16 protein-coding genes and 1 other RNA gene are annotated in these 20983 nt (G+C 68.3%); 5 read left to right on the forward strand and 12 right to left on the reverse strand.

Annotated elements, in window-relative coordinates:
• The first annotated feature begins 183 nt into the window (after positions 1-183).
• Positions 184-1140, forward strand: coding sequence for a tripartite tricarboxylate transporter substrate binding protein (locus BW39_RS12260; RefSeq protein ID WP_043822050.1), 957 nt, complete (start codon positions 184-186; stop codon positions 1138-1140).
• Positions 1141-1145: 5 nt separating this feature from the next.
• Here BW39_RS12260 and BW39_RS12265 read toward each other — a convergent pair whose 3' ends face one another.
• The 3 genes from BW39_RS12265 to pcaB are packed head-to-tail and all read right to left on the reverse strand — an operon-like array spanning position 1146 to position 5003.
• Positions 1146-2579 carry a class II fumarate hydratase gene (locus tag BW39_RS12265; protein WP_043822001.1) on the reverse strand — a complete coding sequence of 478 codons (1434 nt, stop codon included), beginning with the start codon at positions 2577-2579 and terminating at the stop codon, positions 1146-1148.
• A gap of 4 nt (positions 2580-2583) precedes the next feature.
• Positions 2584-3576, reverse strand: a complete 993-nt coding sequence (locus BW39_RS12270) for a tripartite tricarboxylate transporter substrate-binding protein (protein WP_012203368.1) — start codon at positions 3574-3576, stop codon at positions 2584-2586.
• A 44-nt stretch (positions 3577-3620) separates the two neighbouring features.
• Positions 3621-5003: a 3-carboxy-cis,cis-muconate cycloisomerase gene (pcaB, locus tag BW39_RS12275; RefSeq protein WP_043822003.1), complete on the reverse strand. Its 1383-nt coding sequence runs from the start codon at positions 5001-5003 to the stop codon at positions 3621-3623.
• A gap of 97 nt (positions 5004-5100) precedes the next feature.
• Between pcaB and BW39_RS12280 the strand changes: the two genes are divergently transcribed.
• Complete coding sequence (locus BW39_RS12280; RefSeq protein ID WP_043822004.1) at positions 5101-5847, forward strand: GntR family transcriptional regulator; 747 nt, start codon at positions 5101-5103, stop codon at positions 5845-5847.
• Here BW39_RS12280 and BW39_RS12285 read toward each other — a convergent pair.
• Positions 5844-7700 (reverse strand): ABC transporter ATP-binding protein, encoded by a 1857-nt coding sequence (locus tag BW39_RS12285; RefSeq protein WP_043822006.1) that lies wholly within the window; start codon positions 7698-7700, stop codon positions 5844-5846. The two genes, BW39_RS12280 and BW39_RS12285, sit on opposite strands and share 4 nt — an antisense overlap.
• Before the next feature lie 313 nt (positions 7701-8013).
• On the reverse strand, positions 8014-8931 hold the full coding sequence (gene cysK, locus BW39_RS12290) for a cysteine synthase A (RefSeq protein ID WP_043822008.1): 918 nt from the start codon (positions 8929-8931) through the stop codon (positions 8014-8016).
• Positions 8932-9072: 141 nt separating this feature from the next.
• Here cysK and BW39_RS12295 point away from each other — a divergent pair, with 141 nt between their 5' ends.
• A complete protein-coding gene (locus BW39_RS12295; RefSeq protein WP_043822010.1) occupies positions 9073-10008 on the forward strand; it encodes a LysR family transcriptional regulator in 936 nt (311 codons plus the stop codon).
• A gap of 20 nt (positions 10009-10028) precedes the next feature.
• Here the strand turns inward: BW39_RS12295 and BW39_RS12300 are convergent, their stop codons facing one another.
• From BW39_RS12300 to BW39_RS12315, 4 genes are all read right to left on the reverse strand, one after another.
• Positions 10029-11399 carry an amidase gene (locus BW39_RS12300; protein WP_043822011.1) on the reverse strand — a complete coding sequence of 457 codons (1371 nt, stop codon included), beginning with the start codon at positions 11397-11399 and terminating at the stop codon, positions 10029-10031.
• A 50-nt stretch (positions 11400-11449) separates the two neighbouring features.
• A complete protein-coding gene (locus tag BW39_RS12305) occupies positions 11450-12127 on the reverse strand; it encodes a DUF2848 domain-containing protein (protein WP_043822013.1) in 678 nt (225 codons plus the stop codon).
• 87 nt (positions 12128-12214) lie between these two features.
• Entirely contained in the window at positions 12215-13534 is a 1320-nt protein-coding gene (locus tag BW39_RS12310; protein ID WP_043822015.1) for an MFS transporter, read from the reverse strand.
• A 274-nt stretch (positions 13535-13808) separates the two neighbouring features.
• Positions 13809-14708 carry a DMT family transporter gene (locus BW39_RS12315; protein WP_012203377.1) on the reverse strand — a complete coding sequence of 300 codons (900 nt, stop codon included), beginning with the start codon at positions 14706-14708 and terminating at the stop codon, positions 13809-13811.
• A gap of 96 nt (positions 14709-14804) precedes the next feature.
• Between BW39_RS12315 and BW39_RS12320 the strand changes: the two genes are divergently transcribed.
• Both BW39_RS12320 and rnpB read left to right on the forward strand, forming a co-directional pair.
• On the forward strand, positions 14805-15599 hold the full coding sequence (locus BW39_RS12320) for an AraC family transcriptional regulator (RefSeq protein ID WP_043822016.1): 795 nt from the start codon (positions 14805-14807) through the stop codon (positions 15597-15599).
• Positions 15600-15655: 56 nt separating this feature from the next.
• An RNA gene (gene rnpB, locus BW39_RS29780) (RNase P RNA component class A) lies at positions 15656-16083 on the forward strand.
• 44 nt (positions 16084-16127) lie between these two features.
• Here rnpB and BW39_RS12325 read toward each other — a convergent pair.
• The 3 genes from BW39_RS12325 to BW39_RS12335 form a co-directional block, all read right to left on the reverse strand.
• Entirely contained in the window at positions 16128-18602 is a 2475-nt protein-coding gene (locus BW39_RS12325) for a TonB-dependent siderophore receptor (RefSeq protein ID WP_043822018.1), read from the reverse strand.
• Positions 18603-18764: 162 nt separating this feature from the next.
• Positions 18765-20087, reverse strand: a complete 1323-nt coding sequence (locus tag BW39_RS12330; protein ID WP_043822020.1) for a sigma-70 family RNA polymerase sigma factor — start codon at positions 20085-20087, stop codon at positions 18765-18767.
• A gap of 95 nt (positions 20088-20182) precedes the next feature.
• Positions 20183-20926, reverse strand: coding sequence for a pseudouridine synthase (locus BW39_RS12335; RefSeq protein ID WP_012203381.1), 744 nt, complete (start codon positions 20924-20926; stop codon positions 20183-20185).
• Between the last annotated feature and the right edge of the window lie 57 nt (positions 20927-20983).

Below are 20983 nucleotides of genomic sequence, written 5' to 3' on the forward strand. Positions count from 1 at the left end.
ACCCCCCGCAAACCAAGCAACCACGCCACCCCCTGCTATAGAGCCATCAGTCCCGCACCCACGCTGCGCGTTTTCCCCACAAGCCCCAACGCTACGGGCTTGCCCGAATCCATGGTTGGCATGCATCCATCTAAATTGAACAGCAGCAAGTTCGATGGTCGTGAGCCTCTGAGGAAGATGGAAATGCAAAGACGAGTGTTTGGCGCATGGATGTGCGCATCGGTCCTGATGACGGGCGCAGCATGGGCGCAGGACAGCTATCCCAGCCGCCCCATCAGCCTGGTCGTGCCCTACGGCGCGGGCGGCGTGACCGACGTGGTGGCGCGTGCGCTGGCCCAGGGCATGGGCAAGCAGCTGGGGCAGACCGTGGTGATCGAGAACAAGCCCGGCGCAGGCGCGTCCATGGGCGTGATGGAGATGCGCACGGCCAAGCCCGATGGCTACCGCCTGACACTGGCGCCCGTGAGCATCTTCCGCCAGCCCCACATCCAGAAGGTGCAGTACGACCCGGTGCGCGATCTCAGCTACATCGCCACCTACATGACCTATGACTTCGTGCTGGCCGTGCCCCAGGACTCGCCGTTCAAGACGGTGCAGGATCTGGTCGAGTTCGCCAAGAAGAATTCGGGCGCCGTGGATTACGGCACGCCGGGCAAGTTCACGGCCAACCATGTGGTGATGGCGCTGCTGGAGCAGGCCACGGGCGCACGCTTCACGCATGCGCCCTTCAAGGGCGATGCCGAGGCGCTGAACTCGCTGATGGCCGGCCACATCAAGTCCGGCGTGTACGCCAACACGGTGCTGCCGTACCTGAGCTCGGGCAAGCTGCGCGCCCTGGCCTCGGCCTCCGAGGTGCGGCCCGAGGCCTTTGCCAACGTGCCCACGTTCCGCGAAGCCGGTTATGCCTTCGATGTGCCCTCGCCCCTGGGCATTGCCGGGCCGCGCGGCCTGCCGCCCGAGATCGTGCGCAAGCTCGAAGCCGCCATCAAGGCCGCCATGGACGACCCGGCCTTCCGCCAGGTCGTCGGCAACTACGGCGTGCGCACGCAGTTCCGCGGCAGCCAGGAGTACACGGCGTTCGCCAGGAAGGCGTTCGAGGACGAGAAGAAGATCGTGCAGAACATAGGCCTGGAGGATTGAGGCCGCTACGCGGGCGGCAGCCCGGCCATGGCCCGCAGGTCCACCAGCCGGTCGTACTCGGCCGCCGTGATCAGCCCCAGCGCCACGGCCGCCTCGCGCGGCGCAATGCCGCGTGCCATGGCCTCGCGCGTGATGCGTGCCACGGTGTCATAGCCCAGTACCGGGTTGAGCGCGGTGGCCTGCAGCAGCGAGTGGTTGACCTGTTGCTCCAGCCGCTCCGTATGTGCCTGCAGGCCGGCCACCAGCTTCTCGGCAAACACGCGGCTGGCGTCGCCCAGCGCGCGCATGGCGCGCAGCAGGTGGTGGATCAGCACGGGCTTGGCCACGTTGAGCTCGAAGTGCCCGGCCGAGCCCGCCAGCGTGACGGTGAGGTGGTGGCCCATGGCCTGGTAGGCGGCCTGGACCACGACCTCGGCCACGGTCGGGTTGCGCTTGCCCGGCATGATGGAGGAGCTCAGCCCATCGTCGGGAAACACCAGCTCCCCCAGGCCGCAGCGCGGGCCTGAGCCCAGCAGGCGGATGTCATTGGCCATCTTGGCCAGCGAACCGGCCACCACGTTGAGTGCGCCCGAGACCTCGATGAGCGCATCGTGCGCGGCCATGCCTTCGAACTTGCAGGGGTTGGGCGTGACCGCCAGGCCCGTGAGCGCCTGTATCTCCTCGCAGAAGACCCGGTCGAATCCGGCCGGCGCGTTGAGCCCCGTGCCGGCCGCCGTGCCGCCCTGGGCCAGGCTCCACAGCCGGGGCTGGGTGGCCTGCAGCCGGTCCATGCCGTGGCCCACCTGGTGGGCGAATGTCTCGAAGCTCTGGCCCAGCGTCATGGGCACGGCGTCCATCAGGTGCGTGCGTGCCACCTTGAGCACGCCGGCAAAGGCCAGGGCGCGTTCCTGCAGGCGCTGCTGCAGCTGTTCCAGGGCGGGCAGCAGGTGGTCGCGCAGCTCCAGCGCCGTGGCCAGGTGCATCACCGTGGGAAAGCTGTCGTTGGACGACTGCGAGGCATTGGCATGGTCGTTGGGGTGGACCGGGCTGCGCGTGCCCGGGGGCTGGCCCAGCATCTGGTTGGCGCGGTTGGCGATGACCTCGTTGGCATTCATGTTGGTCTGCGTGCCCGAGCCCGTCTGCCAGATGGTCAGCGGGAAATGCGCGTCCAGCAGGCCGTCGCGCAGTTCGGTGGCCGCGGCCTCGATGGCCGCGCCGCGCTCGTCGTCCAGCACGCCCAGGCGCCGGTTGGCGCGCGCTGCCGCCAGCTTCTGCAGCCCGAAGGCGCGGTACAGGCCCTGCGGAAAGCGCTCCTCGCCAATGGTGAACAGCTCCAGCGCACGCTGGGTCTGCGCGCCCCAGAGACGGTCGGCAGGGATGTGGACGGGGCCGAAGGCATCGTGCTCGACGCGGGTATGAGCTTGGGTCGGTGCCTGGGCCTGGGTGCGTGTCTGGTCCATGGGCTCAGTCCAGCGAGATCTTCGCGTCGGCTGCCACCTTGCGCCAGCGCTCCACCTCGGCGGCCGTGTGGCGGGCCAGGGCTTCGGGCGCGTATTGATCTGCGGGCAGCAGGCGTATGCCCTGGGCGGCCATCCTGTCGGTCCAGGCTTTGTCGGCCAGGGCCTTGGTATAGGCCTGGTAGACCTTTTGCACCACGTCGCGCGGCGTGCCCTTGGGCGCGTAGATGCCGTACCAGGTGGCGGTCTCGAAGCCGGGCAGCAGCTTCTGGCCCAGCGCTGCCGCGCCCGGGAACTGGGGCATGGGCTTGTCCGAGGTGAGGGCGATGGCGCGGATGCGCTCGCCCGCCAGCTGGGGCAGGGCGGTGTTGGTCTGGTCGAACATGGCATCGACCTGGCCGGAGATCACATCGGTCATGGCCGGCGCCGCGCCCTTGTAGGCCACCTGGGTGATCTCCATCTGCGCGCGGCTGGCGAACAGCGCCGCCACCAGGTGCGAGGTCGATCCCACGCCCGCGTTGCCGAAGTTCAGCCGGCCCGGGTTCTGCTTGCCGAAGGCCACCAGCTCCTCTGCCGTCTTGTACGGGGAGTTCTTGCCCACCAGCAGCACCAGCGGCGTGTCGGGGAAGCGGAACACCGCCTCGAAGTCCTTGACCGGGTCATAGGCCAGCTTCTTGTACAGCGACGGCGCCGCGCCCATGTAGCCCATGTGGCCGACCAGGAAGCTGTAGCCGTCGGGCGCCGAGCGCGCCGCCTTGGCCGCGCCGATGGTGCCGCCCGCACCCGGAACGTTCTCGATGATGATCTGCTGGCCCAGCTGGGTGCTGGTGCGCTGGGCGATGTCGCGCGCCATGGCGTCCGTGGGGCCGCCGGCCGCGAAGGGCACGATCCAGGTCAGCGGCTTGGCGGGGTAGCCGCCCTGGGCGTGCGCGGCCAGGGCGAAGGTGGTGGCGGCCAGGGCAAGGGCCAGGCGTGGCAGGCGGGGAAGATGGAAAGGCATGGTGTTGTCTCCTGTAGTGCTGTGTTCTGTCCAGGGCCGGGGTGTCAGCGGCCGCTGGCTGTATGGGAGCGCGACAGCGCAAGGGCGCGGTCCACCATCTGCGGGGCCTCGCCCAGGTAGTTGCGCGGGTCGGTGAGGCGCTGCAGCGCCGCTCGGTCGAAATGGGCCGTGACTTCGGGCAGGCGGGCCAGCGCATCGGCCAGCGTGCCGCCCTCGGCGTTGACGCTGCGGCAGGCGGCATAGACGATGTCGTGCGCCTGCTGGCGGCCCGTGTGCGGGGCCAGGCCCATCATCACGGCCTCGGCCACGATCAGGCCGTCGGTCATGTCCAGGTTGCGGGCCATGCGTTCGGGATCGACGATGAGGCCGCCCAGCATGAAGCGCGCCTGGTGCAGGGCGCCAGCCGAGAGCACGAAGCTCTCGGGCAGGGCCACCCATTCGGCATGCCAGGGGCCGGTGGCGCGCTCCAGGTCCTGGACCATGGCGTCCAGCATCAGGCCCGCATGCTGGCGCACGGCCTTGGAGGCGGCCAGCATCAGCTCGCTGGAGATGGCGTTGCGCTTTTGCGGCATGGTGCTGCTGGCGCCGCGCCCGGTGACGAAGGGCTCGAACACCTCGCCGAACTCGGTGGAGGACAGCAGCATCACGTCGTAGGCGATCTTGCCCAGCGAGCCGGTGACCAGGGCCAGGAAATTCACCGCTTCGGCCAGGCCGTCGCGCGCCACATGCCAGGTGGTGGCGGGCACGCCCAGGCCCAGTTCTTCCATGAGCAATTGCTGCACTTCCAGGCCTCGGCCGCTCAGCGAGGCCAGCGTGCCTGCCGCCCCCGCGAACTGGCCCACCAGCACGCGCGGGCGCAGTTCCTTCAGGCGCTGGGCATGGCGGTCGAACATGGCCAGCCAGATGGCGGCCTTGTAGCCGAAGGTGATGGGCAGGGCGTGCTGCAGGTGCGTGCGGCCGGCCATGGGCGTGTCGCGGTGGCGTTCTGCCAGGTCGGCCAGGATGGTGCGCAGCGCGGCGATGTCGGCATCGACCAGGTCCAGCGCATCGCGCACCTGCAGCACGGTGGCCGTGTCCATGATGTCCTGGGTGGTGGCGCCCCAGTGGATGTAGCGGCCTGCGTCGCCGCACTGTTTCACCAGCTGGTGCACCAGCGGCAGGATGGGGTAGCCGACAATGTCGGTTTCCTTGCGCAGCAGCTCGAAGTCCAGCGCGTCGAGGCTGCAGCGCTGCGCGATCTCGTGTGCGGCCTCGGCCGGAATCACGCCGCAGCGGCCCTGGGCGCGCGCCAGCGCGACCTCGACCTCGATGTAGCGCGACACCAGCGCGCTGTCGGCGAAGATGGCGCGCATGGCCGGGGTGCCGAAGGCGTCGCGGAACAGCAGCGAATCGATGGCGGTGCTGGAGGTGAAGGACGGAAGGGTCATGGTGCGCAATTGCAATTAAGTTCGGACATATCGATATTTTTATTTATGTACGTACATTACGAACATCCGGGTTTGCCTGGGGTGAGGGCCTGCGCCCATGGCTGAGACACGCTATGCCCAGGTGGCGCGCGACCTGTCCGAGCGCATTGCCTCGGGTGAATACGCCGTGGGCGCCCTGCTGCCCACCGAGCTGGAGCTGTGCGACCGCTATGGCGTGAGCCGCCACACCGTGCGCGCGGCGATTGCCGAGCTGCAGCAGTCGGGGCTGGTATCGCGGCGCAAGAAGGTGGGCACGCGCGTGGAGGCGGCGCAGCCCCATGCGCACTACCGCCAGGCGCTGACCTCGCTGGAGGACCTGGTGCAGTTCGGCGCCACCCATGTGCGCGAAGTGCGGCGCATCGAGGAGGTGGTGCTGGACCAGGACCTGGCCGCCGAACTGGACTGCCCGGCCGGCAGCCGCTGGCTGGCCATCTGCAGCCTGCGCCGCGACGGCGCCGCGCCGCACCTGCCCATTGCCTGGACCGTGGTCTATGTGGATGCGCAGCGCTTTGACACGCAGGAACTGGCCCAGCGCGTGCGCGCCGCGCCCGAGTTGCTGGTCAGCAGCCTGCTGGAGCAGCAATACGGCCTGCGCATCGCGCGGGTGCGGCAGGCCGTGGTGGGGGCGCTCATTCCGGAGGCGCTGTCGGAGGAATTGCAGGCCCCGGCAGGGTCAGCGGCGCTGAAGATCGTGCGCCGCTACCTGGATACCGATGGGGAGTTGATGGACCTCAGTGTGACCTTGCACCCGGCCAGCCGCTACACCTTGCATACGCAGCTGGACCGGGATCTGGCGAGCGTCTAGCCGTTGGCGTTGGCAGCTTCCGAGCCCTGCTCTGCGAGGAAGCCGCCGCTCTGGTGCGACCACAGCTTGGCGTAGATGCCGCCCAGCTCCAGCAGTTGCTGGTGCGTGCCCTGCTCGACGATGTGGCCCTGGTCCATGACGATGAGCCGGTCCATGGCCGCGATGGTCGACAGGCGGTGGGCGATGGCGATCACGGTCTTGCCGTGCATGAGGCTGTCCAGGCTTTGCTGGATGGCCGCCTCGACCTCGCTGTCCAGCGCGCTGGTGGCCTCGTCCAGCAGCAGGATGGGCGCGTCCTTGAGCATGACGCGCGCAATCGCCACGCGTTGGCGCTGGCCGCCCGACAGCTTGACGCCGCGCTCGCCCACCTGGGCGTCGTAGCCGCCACGGCCCTTGAGGTCGGTCAGCGTGGCGATGAAGTCCGAGGCCTCGGCCTTCTGGGCGGCGGCCAGCATCTCCTGCTCGGTCGCGTCGGGGCGGCCGTAGAGGATGTTGTCGCGCATGGAGCGGTGCAGCAGCGAGGTGTCCTGCGTGACCATGCCCACCGCGCAGCGCAGGCTGTCCTGCGTGACGGTGCGGATGTCCTGGCCGTCGATGGTGATGCGCCCGCCCTGGGCTTCATGGAAGCGCAGCAGCAGGTTCACCAGCGTGGACTTGCCCGCGCCCGAGCGGCCGATCAGGCCGATGCGCTCGCCGGCGCGGATGTGCAGGTTCAGGTGGTCGATCACCTGCTTGCCGCCGTCCTTGTAGGCAAAGCTCAGGTCCTCGAAGGCGATGGCGCCGTGCGTGACCTGCAGAGGCCTGGCGTCGGGCGCGTCCACGATGGTGCGCGGCTTGGTCAGCGTGAGGATGCCGTCCTGGATGGTGCCCACGTTCTCGAACAGGCCCGTCATCTGCCACATCACCCAGTGCGAATAGCCCATCAGGCGCAGCGCCATGGCGATGATGGCCGCCACCACGCCTGCGCTGGCCTGTCCGGCCGACCACAGGTACAGCGCCGTGCCCGCCGAGCCCACCAGCAGCATCGTGATCATCAGGTGGTTGACGATCTCGAACTGGCTGACCAGCCGCATCTGCGCATAGCCCGTGGACTTGAAGGCCTCCATGGCGTTGCGCGCGTACTCGGCCTCGCGGCGCGTGTGGGCGAACAGCTTGACGGTGGCGATGTTGGTGTAGGCATCGGTCACGCGGCCCGTCATCATGGAGCGTGCATCGGCCTGCTCCTTGCCGATCTTGCCCAGGCGCGGAACGAAGTAGCAGCAGGCGCCGATATAGGCGGCCAGCCACAGCGCAAACGGAATCATCAGCCGCCACTCGAAGCTGGCCGCCAGGATCAGGATGCCGATCATGTAGACGCTCACGCCCACCAGCACATCGACCACCATGAACACCACTTCGCGCACGGAAAGCGCGGTCTGCATGATCTTGGTGGTGATGCGGCCCGCGAACTCGTCGGCATAGAACGACATGCTCTGGCCCAGCATCAGCCGGTGGAACACCCAGCGCAGCCGCATCGGGAAGTTGATGGCCAGCACCTGGTGCATCACTGCCGTGTGAAAGGCCAGCAACAGCACGCTGGACAGCAGGACGGCGGCAATGCCCCACACCGTGCCGCGCTGCTCTGCCCAGAAACCGGCTGGCGACACTGTGGACAACCAGTCCACCACATGGCCCATGAGGGCGAACAGCGCCGCCTCGTAGACGGCCAGCAGCGCCGAGGTGCAGGTCAGCAGCGCGATCCAGCCTCGCATGCCTTGCGTGCAGGCCCAGATGAAGGCGAAAAAGCCCTTGGGAGGGACCGTGGGCTCGACGCTGGGATAGGGCGGGACGCGTTTTTCAAAGAAACCGAACAAGATTTTTTTACTCCTTGGTCAGACCATCGTAGGCCAGAGTCGGGTTTGCCCGATGCGCGTTCAGCATGACCTTTGGGCGCAACATGTTTTGTAAGAAATCTCCACACAACTGTCCTACGCGTGGGTTCGCGCCCGGATTTCAGTGCAGGGGGAACACGGCGCCGTGGGGAAGATTGTCCGCGTCCGGGGCCGCTTCGTTGTGCGCGAATGGGGAATGCAGCATGCCGCTGGCGGCAACAAAAAAGGCCTCTTGCGAGGCCTTGTGTTTCATGCCGCAGTGCAGTGCACTGCAGCGGACGGGGCTTGCCGCCGGTCAGGCCGGCAGGAAGCCTTCCACCGACAGGTAGCGCTCGCCCGTGTCGTAGTTGAAGCCCAGCACCTTGGCGCCTGCGGGCAGCTCGGGCAGCTTTTGCGCAATGGCGGCCAGGGTGGCGCCCGAGGAGATGCCGACCAGGATGCCTTCCTCGCGGGCCGAGCGGCGTGCGTACTCGCGCGCGGGTTCGGCCTCGACCTGGATCACGCCGTCCAGCAGGCTGGTGTCCAGGTTCTTGGGCACGAAGCCTGCGCCAATGCCCTGGATGGGGTGGGGCGAGGGCTGGCCGCCCGAGATCACGGGCGAGGCGGCAGGCTCCACGGCAAAGACCTTGAGCTGGGGAAACTTGGCCTTGAGCACCTTGGCCACGCCGGTCAGGTGGCCGCCCGTGCCCACGCCGGTGATCAGCACATCCAGGCCTTCGGGGAAGTCGGCCAGGATTTCCTGGGCCGTGGTACGCACATGCACGTCGATGTTGGCGGGGTTCTCGAACTGCTGGGGAATCCAGGCGCCGGGCGTCTGGCTGGCCAGTTCCTGGGCGCGGGCGATGGCGCCCTTCATGCCCTTTTCCTTGGGCGTGAGGTCGAAGCTGGCGCCGTAGGCCAGCATCAGGCGGCGGCGCTCGATGCTCATGCTCTCGGGCATGACCAGCACCAGCTTGTAGCCCTTGACGGCGGCCACCAGGGCCAGGCCGACGCCGGTGTTGCCGCTGGTGGGCTCGATGATGGTGCCGCCGGGCTGCAGGGCGCCGGACTTCTCGGCGTCCTCGACCATGGCCAGGGCGATGCGGTCCTTGATGGAGCCGCCGGGGTTGCCGCGCTCGGACTTGATCCACACATTGGCACCGGCGCCGAACAGGCGGTTGATGCGCACATGGGGCGTGTTGCCAATCGTTTGCAGGATGTTGTCAGCTCTCATCGGACCTCCGCGATTTTGGGGTGGTGGTTGGACAGTCGGGGGTGGTGCGCAGACGCTGCGCGAAAACCAGGCATTCATTGTGCACGCAGCTGTTCTATGCATGGGCTATATCGATATGGCCTGGACGGCTAACATCGCCGCATGAATCTACGGTTCCTGGAAACCTTTGTCTTGCTGGCCGAGCTGCGCAATTTCCGCATGACGGCCGAGCGGCTGTACACCACGCAGGCCGCCGTCTCCAGCCGCATCGCCACGCTGGAGCAGGAGTTCGGCGTGCGCCTGTTCGACCGTGGCGTGCGCGAAGTCACGCTGACGGCCGACGGCGCCAAGGCCCTGGTCCATGCCGAGCGCATGCTGCGCCTCATGCGCGAGATGCGCGAGGACATGCTGGACAAGCAGGCCTATGCGGGCGTGATCCGCATCGGCGCCATCGAGTCCATCGTGCACAGCTGGTTTCCCGATTTCCTGGCGCTGCTGCAGCAGCGCTATCCGCGCCTGCAGGTGGAGATCGCCTGCGACACCACGCTGCACATGTCCGAGCAATTGGTGAAGGGCCAGCTGGACCTGTCGCTGCAGGCCAAGCCCGTGACGGCGGCCGGCGTGGGTCATCTGTCGCTGGGTGAATTTCCCATGGCCTGGGTGGGCAGCCCCAAGCTGGGCATTGGCGACGAGACCCTGAGCCTGGCGGAGCTGGCGGCCTTTCCCATCATGTGCTTTGCGCGCGGCTCCGAGCCCTATGCGGTGATCGAGCAGTTGTTCTCCACCGAAAGCAGCGCCTCGGTGCACCTGAACTGCATCGCCTCGGTGGCGACCATGATCCGCGTGGTCTGCGACGGCCTGGGCGTGGCGGCCGTGCCGCCGGCCATCATCCAGCGCGAGCTGGCCGAGCAGCGCCTGCGCCTGCTGCGCGTGGACCGTGAGTTCCCCTCGCTGCCGCTGGTGGCCTGCTTTCGCAATGACCACCAGAACCCGCTGACCGAAGTGGTGGCGCGCGCGGCCGAGGAGACCGCCGCCGCCTTTGCGCTGAACCACGGCCAGGCCGTGGCGCGGCTGCCGGGCAGCGGCCTGGGCGGCTAGGCCCGAGGCCGCCTGGTCGATCAGCCCTGCGCCGAAGCCAGCAGCTGCTCCACGGCCAGGGCCACGGACAGCAGTCGCCGGTCCTGCCCGCCGAGGCCGGCCAGGCTCAGGCCCACGGGCGCCTCGCCCGCGCGCTGGCAGGGCAGGGAGATGGCGCAGCCGTCGAGGAAGTTGATCAGCGTGGGGTTGCGCAGGATCAGGCCGTTGGCGCCGAAGTAGGCCTCGTCGCTCTGCGTGAGGTCGGCGATCTTGGGGGCGACCACGGGCACGGTGGGCATGACGATCAGGTCATGGTCGGCCATCTGGGCGCTGACGGCGGCAATCCACTGCCTGCGGCGTGCCAGCAGGTCGATGTAGTCGGCCGCGCTGATGTCCTTGCCGCGCAGGATGCGCGTGCCCACGCGCGGGTCGTACTCGGACAGGCGCGTGGCGATGTGGTGGCGGTGCCAGGCCCAGGCCTCGGCGGCCGTGAAGCCGCCCTTGGAATTGATGTCGGCCAGCTCGCCAAAGGGCGCGACCACGGCATGGGTGATGTGGGCGCCCGCCTGCGACAGCAGGGTCAGCGTGCGCTCCCAGGCGGCGGCCACGGTGGCGTCCATGCCGTCCAGCACCACGTTGGTGGGTGCCAGCAGGCGCAGGCCCTGCAGTGGCGCGGCATGCAGCTCGCCCAGCGGTTCGCCGCTGAGGATGGCGTCCAGCGTGGCGCAGCAGCGCACGCTGGGGGCCAGCGGGCCGATGGAGTCCAGGTTGGCCGACAGCGGCAGCACGCCCTCCATGCTCACGCGGCGCGCCGTGGGCTTGAAGCCCGTGAGCCCGCACAGCGCCGAAGGAATGCGCACCGAGCCGCCCGTGTCCGAGCCGATGGCCGCCATGGCCATGCCGTCGGTGACCGAGATGGCCGCACCCGAGGACGAGCCGCCCGGGATGCGGCCGCCGCCCTCGTCACGCTGCCAGGGATTGCGCGGCGTGCCGTAGTGCGGGTTGATGCCCAGTCCCGAGTAGGCGAACTCGGTCATGTTGGTCGTGCCCACGATGACGGCGCCGGCCTGGCGCAGGCGCTGCACCACTTCGGCCGTGCGCTGCGCGGGCGGTGCGTCGGCCAGCAGGCGCGAGCCGCCCAGCGTGGGAAAGCCGGCGATGTCGAACAGGTCCTTGACCGAGACCGGCAGGCCCTCGATGGGCGAGCGCGCCAGGCCGGCCGCACGCAGAACGTCGCTGGCGCGGGCCTCGGCCAGGGCCGCGCCCTGGAACACGCGCGTGAACACCTTGGGGCCTTCCCCCGACATGGTGCGGGCCAGGGCCTGCTCGGTCAGCTGCACCGAGGTGGTTTCGCCGCCATGCAGGCGCTGTGATGCCAGTTCCAGGCTGGGCAGGGGGAGGGCTTGGGTCATGTGGGAAGTCCTGTGGGTGAAGGCGGGCGTGGGCGGATCGGAGTCGCGGCTCAGGCCACGACGTCCAGCAGTTCGCTGCGGTAGCTGTGGCGGATGGAACGCTGGCTGCGGGGATCGTACAGCTCCATGGAGAACTGCGTCGAGGGGCGGATGCCACCGATGGCGCCCACCGTGCCGCAGGTCATGCCGCAGCCCGCGGGCAGCAGATCCTTGCCGCCCGTGAAGCCTGCGATCAGGTCCTGGGGCGTGCGCAGGCTGGCCAGCGTGCCTTCCTGGTAGAGCACCTCGCGGCCGTCTTCCACGATCCACGAGCGCACGACCAGCTCATCCCAGTGGCCGGCCACGTCGGCAAAGCGCCAGGCCTGGGTGGCCACGGGCTTGACGCAGGCCTGCTTGGAAAAGGCCACGCTGTAGGCTTCCAGCTTGCGGTCCGTGTGGTCGGAGGCCAGGCTCACGAACATCTCGCCTTCGTGCGTGAACACGAAGACCTCGACCTCGCCGGAGGAGTCCGGGCCCAGCACCTGCAGCGCGCTGTGCTGGCTCAGCTGGTTGCTGGAGATGCGGTAGTACAGCGGCACGGCGCTGGGGCGCGGAATGCCGATGGCGGCCAGCTCCTCGATGTGGTGCTCGATGGCCTCGCGGTCGCGGCCGGCCCAGCCGGCGACGATCAGGGTGTCGAATTCAGGGGCGAAGGTCTGGCCCTCGGGGGTGGTGAACTGCAGTTGCATGGCAGGCGATCCAGGGAAAAGGCGGGGCCGCAGGCCCCGGTGGGAAAGAGGAGGGGGCAGTGGCGCGCGCGGTGCGGCGCGCAGGCATCACTGCTTCTTGACGAAGAGCACGACCAGGAAGGCGGCCATGAATTCCAGCGCGGCCACGAAGTACAGGCCCGAGGACAGCGACCCCGTGCTGGTCTTGAGCGCGCCGATCATGTAGGGCGCCACGAAGCCGGCCAGGTTGCCGATGGAGTTGATCAGCGCAATGCCGCCGGCCGCCGCCGTGCCGGCCAGGAAGGCGGCAGGAATCGACCAGAACACGGGAAAGGCCGCGAGGATGCCGATGGAGGCCAGCGTCAGCGCGCACAGGGCGAGCACGGCGTTGTGCAGGAACAGGCCCGTCAGGATCAGGCCCGCCGCCGCGATCAGCGCGGACAGGGCGCAGTGCATGCGGCGCTCGCCGGTCTTGTCCGAATGCATGCCGTTCCAGACCATGGCCAGCGTGCCGGCCAGGAAGGGAATGGCCGAGATCAGGCCGATCTGCAGCGTGTTCTGGATGCCGATCTCCTTGATGATGGACGGCGACCAGAAGGCAATGGTGGCGTTGCCGCTGACGATGCAGAAATACACGGCAGCGCACAGCCACACGCGGTAGTTGCGGCAGGCGTCCAGGAAGGACACATGCTTGTGGCCGCCCTGGTTCTCTGCCTCCACGGCGGCGGTCACGGCGCGCTGCTCGGACGCGCTCAGCCACTTGGCGTTGGCGGGCTTCTCGGGCAGGTACAGCAGCACGAAGAAGCCGGCGATCACCGAGGGAATGCCTTCCAGGATGAACAGCCACTGCCAGTTGGACAGATGGCCCACGCCCTGCATGCCATTCATGATGGCGCCCGCAATGGGGCCGCCCACGGCGCCCGCAATGGCGAACGAGGTCATGAACAGGCCGTTGACGCGCGCCCGGTGGCGGGCCGGGAACCAGTAGGTCAGGTACAGCACCACGCCGGGGAAGAAGCCGGCCTCCACCACGCCCAAGATGAAGCGCAGCACGTAGAACATGGTGGGCGTGGTCACATAGGCCATGGCCATGGAGGCCGCGCCCCACAGGATGGTGATGCGCGCCAGCGTCTTGCGTGCGCCGATCTTCTCCAGCAGCAGGTTGCTGGGCACTTCGAACAAAAAGTAGCCGATGAAGAAGATGCCGGCACCCAGGCCGTAGATGGCCTCGCTGAACTGCAGGTCGTCCAGCATCTGCAGCTTGGCGAAGCCGACGTTGACGCGGTCTATCCACGCCAGGATGAAGAGCAGCACCAGAAAAGGGATCAGGCGCCAGGCGATCTTGCGGTAGGTGGCGTCCATGTCGGGCGGCGATACCTGGCCGGCGCCGTGGGCGGGGGAATGTGCGGCGGATGCCGGACTGCTCATGGGGTGTCTCCTGTCTTCGACGGTGCAGCGGGCACACGGACCGGGGCGGGGCCCGTGTGTCTTAGGGGCTTCAGGCGCTGGCGGGTCTGCTGTGAGACCGGCCGGGCGTCTGGAGCTGTTCCTGTGGCGGCAGTATCGAAAGGCGGGACAGGGCTGTCCAACAAGAAATTATGAGCAGGCCTGAATGCAAATTCTTATGGGCAGAGCTGGTGCGGGCGCCGCACCGGCATGCAGCATGCGTGCACCATTTGCGCTCGGGAAAACCCTGATTTTTTCAGGCGGTGGCGGCGGCACGCGGTGCGCGCAAAGGTTGCTTCCACAGCTCGGCCAGCAGCAGGCCGCCGATGGTCAGCACGCCGCCCACGGCGTGGTAGGCCGCCAGGGGCTCACCCAACGCCATGAAGGCGATCACGGCCGTGAAGATGGGTACCAGGTTGAAGAACATGCTGGAGCGGCCCGGGCCGATGCGCGCCACCGACATCATCCACAGCAGCGGCGCGGCGATGGAGGCCATGATGCCTGCAAAACCCACCAGCGGCAGGTTGGTCGCGTTCAGCCCCGTGCGCGGCGCCATCAGGAACAGCGGCAGCTGCGCGATCACGGCCACCAGGATCTGCAGGTACAGCAGTTGCACCGTGGCCAGGCGCGGCATGGGCCAGCGCTTGAGCAGGATGTTGTAGACCGCATAGGCCAGCATGGCCACGAACATCAGCGCATCGCCGCCATTGAGGCCCTGGGTGAGCAAGGTGGCAGGCTGCCCCGAAGACACCACCAGGGCCACGCCCGCAATCGCCAGCACGCAGCCCAGCACGGCGCCCCGGCTCAGCGCCTGGCCCAGCATGGCGGTGGACAGGCCCAGCACCATCATGGGCGTGAGCGAACCGATCAGGCCCATGTGCGTGGCCGATGTCATATGGGCCGCGTAATAGGCCAGGCTCTGGTAGATCACCATGCCCAGCATCCCCAGCACGATGAGGCGCGGCAGCAGCGGCCGGATGTCGGCGCGCTGGCGCCAGATGGACGGCAAAAGGAAAGGCGTGAACAGCACGGCCGCCACCAGCCAGCGGTAGAAACCGATCTCGGCCGCGCCGATGCTGTCGGCCGCCATCTTGCTGACCACGGTATTGACCGACCAGATGAGCACGGCGATCAAAGGGAAAAGGTAAGACCCCATTGGAAGACTCCTAAGACTGATCCTATGATCGTTCTGTCCGACTTGGAGTGCATCCCTGGTTTCGGACAATCGATAGCGCAACCCGGACCATCCGCCATGCCCCGTCCCAGCAAGCCCATGCACATCCAGAACGTCGAGGATGTGCCGGGCGAGTACTACTTCCGCTACGACGAATTCGGCGCCGACACCGAGGTGCCGCCGCACAGCCACAGCTGGGGACACCTGAACTACACGCCCCACGGCAGCATGTGCATGGACACGGCAGGCCAGCGCTGGGTCTCGCCGCCGCAGTACGGCGTCTGGGTGCCGCCCGGCGTAGTGCACAGCTGCCATGTGGCGCATGCCGTGGTCTACCGCTCGGTCTACCTGGCGCCTGCGCTGTGCAGGGAGCTGCCGGCGCAACCGTGCTCCATGCGCATCGGCGCCATCGTCAAGGCCATCCTGGCCGACTTTGCCGTGCGCGACGTGCACATTCCCGCCACGGATTCCGACCTGCGCCTGGCCCGTGTGCTCTACGACCAGTTGCGGGCCGTTCCCGTGGAGCCCGGCTATCTGCCGGCCGCCGAACACCCGGCCCTGGTCGAAGTGCTGACCCGCATGCGCGCTGCGCCCGAGGACCACCGCAGCCTGGCCCAATGGGCCGCCAGCGTGCACATGACCGAGCGCACCCTGGCGCGCCACTGCCAGCGCGAGCTGGGCATGGGCCTGGGCGAATGGCGCCAGCGCATGCGCTACCTGCTGGCCATCGATGCGCTGGAGGCCGGCCTGAGCGTGCAGCAGATCGCCTATGACCTGGGCTACAGCACGCCCTCGGCCTTCATCGCCATGTTCCAGCGCGAGGCCGGCACCTCACCCGAACAATTCCGCCGCGAGTTCTGCATGCCGCCGTGAGGCTGTTGCGCCATCTGCCTGCAGCCCGGCCCAAGCCGCGAGATAATGCCGCCCGTGAAGCACGCCAGACCGCCGCTGGTGCAATCGTGGAAACACGGCACTGGAGGAACGTCCGGACTGCACAGGGCAGCGTAGCAGCTAACGGCTGTCCACCGTGAGGTGAGGATCAGAGCAACAGAGACGAGTTTGGACGGAACAATTCCCCCCCCGGGTGTTCTGTGGGTCGGCGAAAGCCGAACCGGATGGCGCAAGCCATACGGTCCATGCGCGAGCATGGAACCCACAGCCACCTTGGACGGGAACCGTCCAAGGTGAAACGGGCAATCTCTACGCGCAGCAATACCAAGTAGGCACACGTTGACGGGGCCCCCGGAGTGTGCGGGTAGGTAGCACCGAGCCGGGCGGCGACGCCCGGCCCAGATTAATGGCGGTCACATGCGGGCAACCGCGTGCACAGAATCCGGCTTATCGGCGCGCTTCACACTTTCTTTCATGCCCCGCCACCGGCGGGGCATTTTCATGGGCGGTTCAGAACTGGTATTTGGCCGTCAGCAGCAGCCTGCGCGGCACGCCGAAATAGTTGCCGCCGTTGTTCGTGCCCAGGGTCTCGAAGTAGCGGCGGTCGAACAGGTTGCTGACGTTCATCTGCAGGTCCAGCTGCCGGTTCACCCGATAGCCGATGACCAGGTCGGCCACGGCATAGGCGGACTGGCGGATTGCATAGCCTTCGGCGCTGGTCAGCGACTCGGACGTGGTGCGGCTCTGGTAGCGCAGGCCGCCGCCCACGCGCCATGCGCCCAGCTCGCCGCCCAGGTGGTACATGGCCGACAGCTTGAGCTGGTGGCGCGGCGTGTAGCTGGCATAGGGCGCGCCCTTGGCGCCTTCGGTGCTGTCGCTGGCGATCTCGGCCTGGGTGAAGGTATAGCCAAGGCCGGCGTTCAGGCGCGGCAGGATCTCGCCGCTGATGTCCACGTCCAGCCCCTTGCTCTTGACCTTGCCCACCGAGCGGTAGCAATTGGTCTTCACCGTGCAGGAGTTGATGTCCGCGATGGCCTGGGGCAGGTTGTCCTGCGTGGTGTTGAACACGGCAACGGCCAGGTTCACGCGCTCGTCCAGGTAGCTGCCCTTGAGGCCCAGCTCGAAGTTGCGGCCCTCCACCGGCGCCAGCATGCTGCCCGAGGCATCCAGAAAATCCTGCGGCCGGAAGATGCTGGTGTAGCTGGCATAGGCCGAGTAGGTCTTGCTGATGTCATAGGTCAGCGCGGCATAGGGCGTGGCATGGGCTTTCTCGCTGAATTCGCGCTCCCGGCTCCAGCTGCCCTGGCGCTGGACGTTGGTGAAGTCGTACCAGTCCAGGCGCGCGCCGGCGATCAGGTTCAGTGGCTCGGCCAGCAGGAAGCGGCCCGTGGCGTAGGCCGAGGTCAGCGTGGTCTTCTGGCGGCGCGTCCACAGGTCTTCGGCCAGCAGGCCGGAGCGGTCCAGCGAGTCGGGGTTCCAGGTATAGGGATCGACGCCATTGGCGATCAGCCATTCCCCCGTGGGCGACAGGTAGCTGTAGCCCTGGTCGCTCCAGCGGATGGTGCGTCGGCTGAGGCCGAAGGCCAGGTCATGCTCGCGGCCGAACAGGCGCACGGGGCCCTGGGCCGAGGCATCGAGGCTGAGCTGGCGCTTGTCGTAGTCGTACAGGCCGCCGGCCACGTCGTAGCGCGTGCGGCCCTGGTCGTCCAGGCCGCCCGAGACCAGGTAGGCGCCGTCCAGCGCGGACTTGGCCTGCAGGGCGCGCGCGGCCAGCCTGGCCTTCCAGCCGTTGTCGAAGCGGTGCTCCAGGTCGGCGAACAGGCTGACCTCCTTCTTGTCCCATTTGCTCCAGGAGGGCGAGAAACGCCTGGATCGCGCAATGTCGAGGAAGGAGCCATCGAAGCCCATGGGCACGCCCATCCATTGCGAGCCGGGGTTGTCTTCGTTCACATAGGAGCCGCCCACGCTCAGCGTGGTGTCGCGCCCCAGGTCGAACTCGGCGGTGCCGTACAGCAGCTGGCGGCGGCTGCTGTAGCCATCGATGAAGTGGTCGCGCGACTGGGCCGAGGCCACCACACGCCCGCGCGCCGAGCCGTCCTCGTTGAGGGCGCCGCCCACATCGACCTCGCCCACGGCCTGGTTCCAGCTGCCGCCGCGCAGGGTGACCGAGCGCTGGGTGGTGCGCGGCGCGCGCTTGCGCACGAAGTTGATGGTGCCCGAAGGGTCGCCCACGCCCGTCATCAGCCCCGTGGGGCCGCGCACCACTTCCACGTGGTCGTACATGGCCATGGTGTCGTAGGTGGAGGTGTCGGTTTCATACGAGACGGGCACGCCGTCCTGCAGGAAGGAGCCGATCACGAACCCGCGCGAGAAATAGCGCGCCCGGTCGTCGCTCCAGCGGTTGATGGTGATGCCGGTGGCGCTGTTGGCCACGTCGTCGATGGACAGCATGCCCTGGTCGTCCATCTTCTGGCGGGTGACCACGGTGAGGGACTGGGGCGTCTCGCGGATGGACAGCGGCAGCTTGGTCGAGGTGCTCATCAGCCCCGTGGTGTAGGAGCCCGAGCCCTCGGTGGTCGTGGTCTCGCCCACGGCGGACACCGTGACTTCGGGCAGGGCCACGGTGCCGGCGGGCTTTTCCACCACCAGCGTGCCCTCGTTCACATGGCCTTCCAGCCCGCTGCCGCGCAGCAGCCGGGCCACGGCGGCGGCGGTGCTCAGGCGCCCTTCCACGGCGGGCGCACGGCGGCCCTGCACGAGTTCAGGCGCGGCCAGCAGCTGCAGGCCAGCCTGGCGGGCCAGTTGAGCCAGCGCTTGGTCCAGCGGCTGGGCGGGAATGTGGAAGTCGGTGCTGGCGGCCGTGGCTGTGGCCGGTGCCGCCTGGGCCAGAGCGGCTGGAGACAGCTGCAGGGCCAGCAGCGCGATGCCCGCGGCAACGGCATGGTGGCGGGCAAGGCGGGAAGGCTTGGAGGGGAATGAAGACATGGAAGGTCCCGTGGCGGATCTGGGCAATGGCGATTCCCGGGCTGCGAATGCGTCGCGTTCCCGGGTCCTCATGCCTATACGAACGGGCGCAGACATTCCCTCACGCCTGGTGCGCATGCGCCGTGCATTCCGGGGCCATGGGCGCATCAGCGCATCAGCGCATCAGCTGCGGCGGCGGATGACCAGGGTGCGCCCGGTTCCCGGGCCCTGCTCCTTTTCCTGCACCTCTTCCTGCACGCTGACCGGCAGGGTGCGCGGCAGCATGCGCAGCCAGCCCTGGGCCGCCGCAATGCGCACGCGCCCCAGCACGGGCAGGGCGGCGGCGTCGGGCTCCACGCGCAGTGGCTGCAGGCTGTAGCGCTCCAGGCGGCGAGCGACCTCGGCCAGCGGCGTGTTCTGGAAGTCCAGCCAGCCTTCGCGCCAGGCGGCCACAGCCGCAACCGTTTGCACGGCGGCCGTCTGGCCTGGCGCCAGGCGCAGCATCTGGCCTGCACCCAGTTCATGCCGGGCGCCGCTGCCGTCGCGCACCTGCACGCGGCCCGCATCGACGGCGACCAGCACCGCATCGTCCTCCAGCGCCACCTCGAAGCGCGTGCCCAGCACGGTGACCTGTACGTCCGCCGCCTGGACCATGAAGGGCCGTTCCGTGTCGCGCGCCACGGCGAAGAAGGCGCTGCCGGCCAGCAGTCGCACCTGGCGGCGCGTGGCGTAGAAGTCCACCTCGGCGCGGCTGGCGGCGTCCAGCGTCAAGCTGCTGCCGTCGGGCAGGGTCTGGTTCAGCAGGCGGCCGGTGGCCGTGGCCAGTCGCACCTGGTACTGCGGCATCCACTGGCGCCAGGCCAGCCAGATCGCCGGGCTGCCGACACCCAGGCCCGCCATCCCCAGCAGGGTGGACAGGGCGCGGCGGCGGCCCGTGCGTGGTGCGGGTGCGGCGGTTTCTCCGCGCCAGCGGCGCAGCGAGGCTTCCACGCTGTCCATCGCGCGCATGACCTCGCGTTCCACGGTTTTGACCGAGACGCCGTGGCGCTCGGCCAGCTCGGCATGCGAGGCGCCCTCGATGCGGTCGGCCAGGAAGATGTCGCGGCAGCGCGCCGGCAGCTGCGCCAGGGCGCCTTCGACCCCGGCCAGGGCCTGGCGGTAGGAATGGGTGTCGGCCACATCGGGGCTGAGGAGGGAGGGCGGCTCGCCTTCCCTCGCGCTGGTGTCAAAGCGCTCGGCCGTGCGCTGGCCATGGCGCAGGTGGTCGATGGCGATGTTCTCCATCACCGCGTAGAGATAGGCGCGGCTGGCGCCTGGCGGACTGTCCGAAGCGGCGGGCGCATCGCTTTCGCCGCGCTGGCGTTCGGCCAGGCGTATCCAGGCGTCATGCACCAGGTCACGCGCGGCCTGCGGGCCGGCGCGGCGCGCCACGAAGCGCACCAGCTCGTGGTAGCTGTCCTGGAAGGTGCTTAGCAGGGAAGAAGAGGAAGAGGCGGGCGCAGGCATGCGGGAGGCCCGAAGGCAGCACGGGAATCCCGCATTCTATGAAATGATTCTCATTTGCCGAATGTGCTGCCCGCCGCGCACCCGGCAATGCCGGCCTAGAACCGCTCCCAGGGCATCAGGTAGCGCCACTGGCCTTCGGGCACCTTGGCCAGAGAGAGGCGGCCAATGCGCAGGCGGCGCAGGCTGACCACGCGCAGGCCCACTTCGGTGCACATGGCGTCGATCTCGTCGGGGGCGATGCCCTTGAGCGCAAAGCGCAGATGGTTCTCGTTCTGCCAGCTTACGCGGCAGGGTGGCAGCTGGCGCTTGCCGATCGGCAGGCCGGCCTTCATCAGCTCCAGGCCGTCCTCGTGGATCTGGCCCTCGACGCCGACGATGCATTCCTGCTCCAGCCACATGCCTTCCTCGCCCAGTTTGCGCGCCACGCGCTTGTCCTGGGTGTAGACGATGAGGCCGCTGGCCGGCAGCGGCAGGGGCAGGAAGGATTCCAGGTTCTTGAAATGCTGGGCCAGCACCAGCAGCGGCATGGGCGTGTCCACCTGGGCCATGCTGGCTTCGCCCAGCAGGGAGTGGGCGCTGCGCACCCGGCCATAGGGCCGGCCCTGGGTGTAGCCCGCAGGCTTGTTCATCAGCAGGGTGACGGGCGGCACGGCCTCGGGCTGGGCGCCGCTGCGCAGCGTGACCTGCTGCTCGGGGCGCACGCGCGTCTCGGGCAGTTGCACGACCTTGCCGTCCACCTGGACGTTGCCGGCGGTGATATGCAGTTCGGCCTCGCGGCGCGAGCATTGTTCCTGTTCGGCCAGGCGCTTGGCCAGGCGAACGCTTTCAGATTCAGACATGCGCGCAGCTTAACCAGATACCAGGCCCCGCGCGCGTCGTCGGTCATTGCCGGTCAT

The sequence above is a fragment of the Delftia sp. RIT313 genome, from assembly GCF_000632165.1.
GTDB lineage: Bacteria > Pseudomonadota > Gammaproteobacteria > Burkholderiales > Burkholderiaceae_C > Comamonas > Comamonas acidovorans.

Excerpts from the sequence above, each read along its gene's own strand:
- BW39_RS12330 (WP_043822020.1), bottom strand. The coding sequence starts at position 20,087 with ATGCCTGCGCCCGCCTCTTCCTCTTCTTCCCTGCTAAGCACCTTCCAG.
- BW39_RS12310 (WP_043822015.1), bottom strand. The coding sequence starts at position 13,534 with ATGAGCAGTCCGGCATCCGCCGCACATTCCCCCGCCCACGGCGCCGGC.
- BW39_RS12260 (WP_043822050.1), top strand. The coding sequence starts at position 184 with ATGCAAAGACGAGTGTTTGGCGCATGGATGTGCGCATCGGTCCTGATG.
- BW39_RS12265 (WP_043822001.1), bottom strand. The coding sequence starts at position 2,579 with ATGGACCAGACACGCACCCAGGCCCAGGCACCGACCCAAGCTCATACC.
- BW39_RS12335 (WP_012203381.1), bottom strand. The coding sequence starts at position 20,926 with ATGTCTGAATCTGAAAGCGTTCGCCTGGCCAAGCGCCTGGCCGAACAG.
- BW39_RS12325 (WP_043822018.1), bottom strand. The coding sequence starts at position 18,602 with ATGTCTTCATTCCCCTCCAAGCCTTCCCGCCTTGCCCGCCACCATGCC.
- BW39_RS12280 (WP_043822004.1), top strand. The coding sequence starts at position 5,101 with ATGGCTGAGACACGCTATGCCCAGGTGGCGCGCGACCTGTCCGAGCGC.
- BW39_RS12270 (WP_012203368.1), bottom strand. The coding sequence starts at position 3,576 with ATGCCTTTCCATCTTCCCCGCCTGCCACGCCTGGCCCTTGCCCTGGCC.
- BW39_RS12295 (WP_043822010.1), top strand. The coding sequence starts at position 9,073 with ATGAATCTACGGTTCCTGGAAACCTTTGTCTTGCTGGCCGAGCTGCGC.
- BW39_RS12300 (WP_043822011.1), bottom strand. The coding sequence starts at position 11,399 with ATGACCCAAGCCCTCCCCCTGCCCAGCCTGGAACTGGCATCACAGCGC.
- BW39_RS12315 (WP_012203377.1), bottom strand. The coding sequence starts at position 14,708 with ATGGGGTCTTACCTTTTCCCTTTGATCGCCGTGCTCATCTGGTCGGTC.
- cysK (WP_043822008.1), bottom strand. The coding sequence starts at position 8,931 with ATGAGAGCTGACAACATCCTGCAAACGATTGGCAACACGCCCCATGTG.
- BW39_RS12320 (WP_043822016.1), top strand. The coding sequence starts at position 14,805 with ATGCCCCGTCCCAGCAAGCCCATGCACATCCAGAACGTCGAGGATGTG.
- BW39_RS12305 (WP_043822013.1), bottom strand. The coding sequence starts at position 12,127 with ATGCAACTGCAGTTCACCACCCCCGAGGGCCAGACCTTCGCCCCTGAA.
- pcaB (WP_043822003.1), bottom strand. The coding sequence starts at position 5,003 with ATGACCCTTCCGTCCTTCACCTCCAGCACCGCCATCGATTCGCTGCTG.